This window comes from Acetobacterium paludosum (assembly GCF_008086595.1).
Taxonomy (GTDB): Bacteria; Bacillota; Clostridia; order Eubacteriales; family Eubacteriaceae; genus Acetobacterium; species Acetobacterium paludosum.
In genome coordinates this window covers 25,759-33,206 of sequence record NZ_RXYA01000019.1, presented here as the reverse complement: position 1 = coordinate 33,206, position 7,448 = coordinate 25,759, and the positions used below count along the sequence as shown (strand labels likewise).

Here is a 7,448-nt window from a genome sequence, read left to right as displayed (position 1 = left end):
TTATAGAGTGCATCTCTCTGTTTCTATTTTAGCCTTCTGCATTCTTGCGAATGTTTTGGCTGTTTTACAGGTTTTATGGTACTATTCTCTTTTCTATGACCGCCGCTCCGTTCTTACGAAGCTTGTACATTATATCGTCATTCCCTTAAGTTGTCAAGCTTTTTTTTAAGTTGTTTTTAAATCGTTTCTTTTGCTGTGCTGTCCCTGTTCGAGACAACTTTATTATTATACTCCGATTGCCATACTCTGTCAATCTTTTTTTTAATTTAACTCTGTTTTTTTTTGACTTAAAAAAGCACTATAATGTTTTTATATAAGCAAGTCTTTATTCTTATGTGAGCTAAGTTCATACTGGCTATTTTTATTATCCATGTAAAAACCATCACCAAACTGCTTAAGTCACTTTAAATGGTATTTACCGACTATAACTTTGCTAAAGAGTTCAAAACACGGTCCCTTTATTGAAAGGACCCAGAATCAAGAGACTCTGAGTCCTATATTATATTTAATCGATTGGTTTCATTGTCGGGAATAGGATTACGTCTCTAATGCTGTGCTGATTGGTAAAAAGCATTATCAAACGGTCAATACCAATTCCCAATCCACCGGTTGGCGGCAATCCAACTTCTAATGCATTGATAAAATCAGCATCATAAGGATGTGCTTCATCGTCACCGTCCGTTTTCTTTTGGACTTGTGACATAAACCGATCTTTTTGATCAATTGGATCATTCAATTCCGAAAACGCATTGGCACATTCCGCCCCATTAATAAATAATTCAAATCGTTCGGTATATCGAGGATCTTTAGGATCTTTTTTTGCTAATGGCGAAATCTCGACAGGGTGCATTGTTACGAAGGTTGGCTGGATTAGCTTGTCTTCCACATATTCATCAAAAACTTCTGCCATTATTTCCCCAACGCTGTTTTTACCATCAACATCCACATGTAATTCTTTTGCTGCGGCACGAGCCACTTCTACATCAGTCATGACATCAAAATCCACATTGGTGTGTTCTTTAACTAAATCCACCATTCTGGCTTTTTTAAATGGTGCTTTTAAATTGATTTCTTCGTCTCCATATATTACGATCTCTGAATGGTTCACCTCTGCGGCAAGAAAACTGTACAGTTCTTCAATCATTTTCATCAGATCTTCGTAATTTGCATAAGCTTCATAGGATTCAAGTAACGTAAATTCTGGATTATGCGTTGCATCCATTCCTTCATTTCTGAAAACCCGGCTCATTTCATAAACTTTATCAAAGCCACCAACAATCAGACGTTTCAAGGACAACTCTAATGCAATTCTACAATACAATGTGATATCTAATGCATTATGATGGGTAACAAATGGTCTCGCGTTTGCACCGCCTGCTAAATTTGAAAGCACCGGTGTTTCTACCTCAAGAAAATCACGAGCATCATAAAACTCGCGAATTTTTCTCATAATAAGAGAGCGTTTTTTAAAAACATCTTTAACTTCAGGATTAACGATTAAGTCGACATAACGTTGACGATATCGTAAATCCATATCTTTAAGCCCATGATATTTTTCAGGAAGAATTTGCAACGATTTACTTAATAGAATTATTTCTGAAACTCTAACCGAAATTTGGCCCATTTTCGTTTTGAAAACCTCGCCCTTAACACCGACAATATCGCCGATATCATAAGTTTTTATCTCATCGTAAATTTCTGGCAGTAAGTCTTTCTTTAAAAATAGTTGAATTCTTCCAGAAGAATCTTGAAGATCATAAAACGCAACTTTTCCCTGGCCTCTTTTGGACATAATACGACCAGCCATTGAAACCGGCTTTTCTTCATATTCTTCAAATTTCTCTTCAACTGCTTTTGCAAGAACACTTACATCATAACTTGTTTCTTCAAAGGGATTTTTCCCTGCTTCTTGTGATTTTTTTAATTTATCTCTTCTTACTTCAAGGACTTCACTTAGATTTTCTGTTGTCAACTTTGTACCCCTATCTATGTATTTCTAAAATTTGGTATGCTGCTTCGCCATCTGGAATTTGAACTTTTACAGTTTCTCCAACTTTCGCTCCGAGAAGAGCGGATCCGATCGGTGATTCATTGGAAATACGATTGTTTTTCGGGTCAGATTCTTGCGAACCGACAATTTTAAATTCAGATATCTTATCAAAAGCAGAGTTTTTTATCTTGACAATGCTGCCTACTCCAACATCTTCGGTATGAATATCCTTATCATCAATTACTTGAATCACTTTTAATTTGCGTTCAATCTCTGATATTCTTCCTTCTACAAATCCTTGTTCATTTTTTGCTTCATCATATTCAGCATTTTCACTTAAATCTCCGAATTCACGGGCTATCTTTATTCGATCTGCAACTTCATGCCGCTTAACAGTTTTCAAATATTCCAGCTCTTTTTTCATACTATTATAGCCTGCTTCAGTGATAATTACCGCTTTTTCATTTGTGCTCATTTTTATACTCCTTCATAGTGACACAGTTTTTCACACTCAAATCATGAGTGTAATTATAAATTTTTTACTTATTTATGTCAAGTTTCATAAACAATCATAATTTTTGTTGGGGTTTTCTTTATTTTCCAATAACAGTTTTTCCCCACATTAAATGAATCAGTTTTTCGGGAACAATAACCGTTCCATCGGCTTGTTGATAATTTTCTAAAATTGCTGCAAAAGTTCGGCCAACTGCTAAACCGGATCCATTAAGGGTATGTAAAAATCGCGTTTTTTTAGTTTCGCTGTCTCTGAAACGAATATTTGCTCGTCTTGCCTGATAGTCCTCAAAGTTTGAACATGAGCTTATTTCCACATAGCGATTATAGCTCGGCATCCATACTTCAATATCATAAGTTTTTGCAGAACTAAAGCCAAGATCACCGGTACACAACTCAACCACACGGTAAGGTATCTCTAATAGTTGTAAAATACGTTCGGCATCATTAGTTAACGCTTCTAGTTCTTCGCAAGAATTATCCGGATGAACAAACTTAACCATTTCAACTTTATCAAACTGATGGTTCCGAATAAGACCACGGGTATCTCTCCCGGCCGAACCAGCTTCCTGTCTGAAACAAGGTGTGTATGCCGTAAAATATTTCGGCAAATCTTCCTCTGCTAATATTTCATCTCGATAAATATTCGTTACCGGTACTTCTGCTGTCGGCACCAGAAAAAAGTCTTTGCTTGGTATATAAAATGCATCTTCTTCAAATTTTGGCAGTTGTCCCGTGCCGGTCATGCTCTCTCGATTAACCATAAATGGCGGTGATATTTCAGTATACTGTTGTTCTGTGCAATGAACACGAAGCATAAAATCAATAAGTGCGCGCTCTAACCTTGCCCCAGCACCTTTAAACATACTAAATCGTGTCCCTGTAATTTTTACTGCTCGTTCAAAATCAAGAATGTCTAAATCTACGCCAATATCCCAATGCGCTTTGATTTCAAAATCAAAACTTCTTGGTTCTCCCCATTTTCTGATTTCTACATTTTCCGAATCATCTTTTCCCACATGGATCTGAGGATTGGGAACGTTTGGAAAAGTCAGCAGTGAATAACGTATCTTCTCATCTAACGATTTTATTTCAGTATCCAACTCTTTTATTCTTTCAGATAATTCTTTCATCTCAGTAAAAATAGCGGAACAATCCTTATTTTCCTTTTTCAATAATGGGATCTCCTTAGATACCACATTTTGACGATTTTTCATTTCTTCAACTCTACCTAATGTTTCTCGTCGTTTTTCATCCAATGAAAGGATTGAACTTAAATCATAATTGCCTCGTTTGTCCAGACCCGCCTGAACTTCCTCTTTATTTTCTCGAATACGTTTTATATCAAGCATTTTTTCCTCCTGCTTTAATTAATAAACTTTCCTGCTACTGTGTTACGCCAGTAAGTTGTTGCAATTGAGTAAGAACCTGTTCTAACTCATCCAGCTTTTGACCATAACCAGCCCAATTTCCAGCTTTTTGTACGTCTTGAGCTTCTTTAAATAAGCTGTTGGCTTTTGCTGCTAATTCTGAAATGGAACTGGTGCTTCCCGTACTCTGAGGTGCACTACCACTACCCTTAACACCGATTTGGCTATTAAAAACCTGACTTAATGCTAAATCAAGTGAGTCAGCCATAACAATTTGGTTTTGATAACAGACAATAACCTTTTTAAGTTCCGGTAAATTGTTTTCTCCACTAGCCGCCTGGATGTAAATTGGTTCAACATAGAGAATGGCATTCTCTATCGGAATCGACATTAAATTTCCTCGAAGTACTCGTGATCCCTGCTGTCCCAGAAGAGTAAACTGAGGCGATATGGTCGTATCCTGATCAATTCGCTGTTCAATTTGCATTGGACCATAAATCAATTGTTGCTTGGGGAACTCATATAAAATGAGCTTTCCATAATCTTCTCCATCTGAAACCCCTGCTAACCATCCAATCATATTGTCTTTATTCTTTGGCGTAAAAGAAACAGTAAGCATAAATTCCTCATTACGATCTGGAAGCTTCATGATTGTGTAGGAAGACTCTACTGTAGTTTTTGTTTTTTCAGAATCACTATACTGAGTCGCTGTTTCCCACTGATCTTCCTTATTATAGAAGGACAAGGTATTAGACATATGATAAGTCTTATAAATATCAGACTGAACATCAAACAAAGTTTTTGAATATCGTATATGTTCCCTGATTCCCTCCGGCATTTCTGAAATATCTTTTAAAAGCCCCGGGAATATTTTTCCATAAGTATCTAAAAGAGGTTCATCTTCCATTTGATAAAAAGTAACATCACCATTATAAGCATCAACAACAACTTTTACTGAGTTGCGGATATAGTTCTTTCCCGATTCATCATAGGGTTGAGAGTATGGATATCGACTACTGGTTGTAAAGGCATCCACGATCCAATAAAGTCGACCTTCTGAAATCACCATATATGGGTCACTGTCATAGTCCAAAAACGGTGCAATAGTAGAAACTCGATCCATAATATTTCGATGAATGATCATATTACTTTCATTGGTTACTTCATTGGTCAAAAGCAACTCCGGCGAACCAAAATGAAGTGCAAATGCCAGCTTATTGATAAAGGACATTTTTATCCCCGCTGTACCGGTGTAAGTAACCTCCTGATTATTATCTCCCTGGGGATAGTCAAACTCAGCGGTTTTACAATTTGTGACTGCATAGTCATAGTTGCTTTCGCCAAAATAGACTCGGGGCTCTTTAATCGTTAGTTCTGGTACATCTGTTACCGGTGGAATATCTTTAACAATAAGATCTGGCTGTCCAACATCATTGGTTTCATTGACAGGCGATACTGCAACTCCAAATCCATGTGTATATTTCAAATGTTGATTGACCCATGTTTTAGCTTCGTTAGGAAGAAGTGTGTTGTTCATCTCTCGCGTTCCCAAAAATACCTGGGTATAAGTTCCATTCACCTTATAACGATCAACATCGACATCATAGAACTGATAATAATTTCGAAATCCTTGAAGCGAATTGTACATATCCTTAGTCGGCGTTTGATCATTTATCGGAATGTTATTAATGGTCACATCATTCTCTTTGATATCAGCAGCGCTTATTTCCTGGGTTCCTGAAAACTCTTTAACTTCTACATCGGTTAAATTGTAAGCTGCCTGAGTAGACCGAATGCTATTGGCGATGTATGCTTCTTCCTTAGTATATTGGTTTGGAATAACGACTAATGATTCATAAATACTCTGGCCTATGCCGCCAAGAATCATAACCGCAATCAGAAGCACCGGACCCGCACCCATCAGCAGATATTTTTTCTTGTAGCCTGCCAACACAGAAGTGACCGCTAGAACAAGACAAAGAATGCCTTTGAAAATGATCACTTTTAATCCGACATCAATATCTGAAGCGCCTGCGCCAAAAACAATTCCGGTATTGGAATACAACAGTTGAAATGCTTCTAAAACACATCCCAAGGAAAGTAATACAAAAAGAATTCCTAAAAAGATTCCCACCTGTTTGGGGGCGATCTCCAGGTAGGTTTTGAAAACCCCTTTTGTGTTTTCTTTAAGTGATTCTAAATCCTGGGTCTGATTAAATTCTATTTTCTTTCCCTCATAAAGTATATAGGCCGTATATAAAAAAGTTAGGATTACAAATGTAACAAAGCAGCCTATCAATATGCTGAATAGTTCTTGGTATAACGGCAATCCAAAAAAATACAGTGATAAATCCTGATAAAAGATCGGATCTGTAATATTAAAATTCGTTTGATTGATAAACTCTAATATTTGGTACCACAGCTTATCTGAAATAAAAATTGTTAAAAATAATGCAATAAAACAAATGATAATAAATATAACCGTTTTTTGCTTTTTGGTTCTCTTTTGAACAATACCAATATATTTTTTTGAAATATGATTAAGCAGTTTTAAATAGAAAAACAGAATCAGTAATAGTCCCCCAAATATTGGAATACCAATTTGCAGTTTTGTAATCATTTCCTTGAAAAATATTTCTGTATATCCCATTTCAACAAACCATAAATAATTAATGTAAAAATTGTTTAATGATAACAGTAACGTAATAATAACCACCACCACGCCTAGTACTATTAAGATTGTCTTGTTCTTTTTTCTCATTTCTCCCCATCTTTCATAAGCTAAATAGTATTTTAATCTAATTTTTATATTATATCACAAATTTTACAAACTTCATCATCAGATTGGAAATTTTCTTCTTAGTAATGAAGTTGTTCTCAGCCTATATCAAGTATTTCTAATCCCTAATACTAAAGTCAAAATAAGTTTCTGGGTAGGGTTCATCAGACAGTGTAAAATGCCACCACTCCTGTTGCATCGGCTCAAATCCTTCTGATCGCATCAGGTATCTTAATTGAACTCGATTTTTACTTTGCGCTAAACTTAAATGGTCGTAATCACTATAAGAAATCTCTGAAAAGAAATCAAAATGACCGCCCATATCAACTTCTTTACCCGTTTCCATATTGATCACGGTAAGATCTATTGAACTTCCTCGTGTATGTGACGACTCTGATGCAATATAGCCACTTTTAAAAATTTCTTGTCGCGTCATGGATGGATAAAAAATACTTTTAGTTTTCCCATCCTCTTTTTGATTTCCCCACCGAATAAAATGTTCCACCGCTTGCTTGGGACGATATCCGTCAAATACTTTGAGACCATGCCCTTCTTCGATGAGAAGATTTTGAACTCCCGCAAGTGCGATTGTTGCCTTTTCGGTCAGTAAGATAGTCGGTGATTCATACCCATCAATTCGCTCACCGACAAAATTTTCTCCAGTAAAATATTTAACATCTGTAATGATTCCGGGAATTTCTAATGAAATATCCACAAAGTCACTTGGACGTACAATCATAATTCTTTTCATCGACTATGTCCTCTAATTCACTACGTTTTTTAACCTATTTTCTTA

At 36.1% G+C, this 7,448-nt stretch carries 5 protein-coding genes; all 5 read right to left on the bottom strand.

Annotated features, from left to right (window positions below; all coding sequences use genetic code 11):
* Positions 1-505 precede the first annotated feature (505 nt).
* The 5 genes from lysS to FZC41_RS16420 all read right to left on the bottom strand — a co-directional run bounded on the left by lysS (position 506) and on the right by FZC41_RS16420 (position 7,403).
* Positions 506-1,972, bottom strand: coding sequence for a lysine--tRNA ligase (gene lysS, locus FZC41_RS16440; RefSeq protein ID WP_148568544.1), 1,467 nt, complete (start codon positions 1,970-1,972; stop codon positions 506-508).
* Between the two features lie 10 nt (positions 1,973-1,982).
* Positions 1,983-2,465, bottom strand: coding sequence for a transcription elongation factor GreA (gene greA, locus FZC41_RS16435; protein WP_148568543.1), 483 nt, complete (start codon positions 2,463-2,465; stop codon positions 1,983-1,985).
* Positions 2,466-2,583: 118 nt separating this feature from the next.
* Positions 2,584-3,855: a serine--tRNA ligase gene (gene serS, locus FZC41_RS16430; protein ID WP_148568542.1), complete on the bottom strand. Its 1,272-nt coding sequence runs from the start codon at positions 3,853-3,855 to the stop codon at positions 2,584-2,586.
* 34 nt (positions 3,856-3,889) lie between these two features.
* Positions 3,890-6,634 carry a UPF0182 family membrane protein gene (locus tag FZC41_RS16425; protein WP_148568541.1) on the bottom strand — a complete coding sequence of 915 codons (2,745 nt, stop codon included), beginning with the start codon at positions 6,632-6,634 and terminating at the stop codon, positions 3,890-3,892.
* 136 nt (positions 6,635-6,770) lie between these two features.
* Entirely contained in the window at positions 6,771-7,403 is a 633-nt protein-coding gene (locus FZC41_RS16420) for a M15 family metallopeptidase (RefSeq protein ID WP_148568540.1), read from the bottom strand.
* Between the last annotated feature and the right edge of the window lie 45 nt (positions 7,404-7,448).

Bases quoted from the DNA above. Each gene is read 5' to 3' on its own strand.
- greA (WP_148568543.1), bottom strand. From the start codon at position 2,465: ATGAGCACAAATGAAAAAGCGGTAATTATCACTGAAGCAGGCTATAAT.
- serS (WP_148568542.1), bottom strand. From the start codon at position 3,855: ATGCTTGATATAAAACGTATTCGAGAAAATAAAGAGGAAGTTCAGGCG.
- FZC41_RS16425 (WP_148568541.1), bottom strand. From the start codon at position 6,634: ATGAGAAAAAAGAACAAGACAATCTTAATAGTACTAGGCGTGGTGGTG.
- FZC41_RS16420 (WP_148568540.1), bottom strand. From the start codon at position 7,403: ATGAAAAGAATTATGATTGTACGTCCAAGTGACTTTGTGGATATTTCA.